Source organism: Kribbella qitaiheensis (assembly GCF_042657745.1).
Lineage (GTDB): Bacteria > Actinomycetota > Actinomycetes > Propionibacteriales > Kribbellaceae > Kribbella > Kribbella qitaiheensis.
Window position 1 is genome coordinate 1 of record NZ_JBHSKE010000082.1, and the last position, 892, is coordinate 892.

Consider the following 892-nt stretch of genomic DNA (forward strand, 5'->3'; position numbering starts at 1 on the left):
CGTTCATCGACGCGTTGATGGGTGCGGAGGCCGACGCGGTCTGCGGCGCCCCGTACGGCGTGCCGAGCCCGGACCGGACCAACTCCCGCAACGGCTACCGGCACCGCGACTTCGACACCCGCGCCGGCACCCTGGACGTGGCGATCCCCAAGCTGCGCTCGGGCAGCTACTTCCCGGACTGGCTGCTCGAGCGGCGCCGCCGCGCGGAGCGGGCGTTGACCACGGTGGTCGCGACGTGCTACCTGCTCGGGGTGTCCACGCGGCGGATGGAGAAGTTGGTCGAGACCCTCGGCATCACCCGGCTGAGCAAGTCGCAGGTCTCGGTGATGGCGGCCGAGCTGGACGAGCAGGTTCACCAGTTCCGGACCCGGCCGTTGGACGCCGGCCCGTACACGTTCGTCGCCGCCGACGCGCTGGTGCTGAAGGTCCGCGAAGGCGGCCGGGTCGTCAACGTGCACGCCCTGGTCGCGACCGGCGTCAACGGTGACGGACACCGCGAAATCCTTGGCCTGCAAGTCACTTCGGCCGAGGACGGCGCCGGCTGGCTGGCCTTCCTGCGGGACCTGACAGCCCGCGGCCTGACCGGAGTCCGGCTTGTCACCTCCGATGCGCATTCCGGGCTGACCGCGGCGGTTGGCGCCACCCTGCCGGGTGCGTCGTGGCAGCGGTGCCGCACCCACTACGCCGCCAACCTCATGTCCGTGACCCCCAAGGCCAGCTGGCCGTGGGTGAAGACGCTGCTGCACTCGGTCTACGACCAACCCGACAAGGACGCGGTGCACGAACAGTTCGACCGCGTCCTCGACGCCCTGGCCGACAAGCTACCCGCGGTCGTCGACCACCTCGAGCAAGCCCGCGCCGACGTGCTCGCGTTCACCGCGTTCCCGAAGGA

1 protein-coding gene is annotated in these 892 nt (G+C 70.9%); it reads left to right on the forward strand.

Annotated features, from left to right (window positions below):
• The coding region (locus tag ACFPJ1_RS43220; RefSeq protein WP_380112271.1) for an IS256 family transposase at positions 1–892 on the forward strand (892 nt) is incomplete at both ends.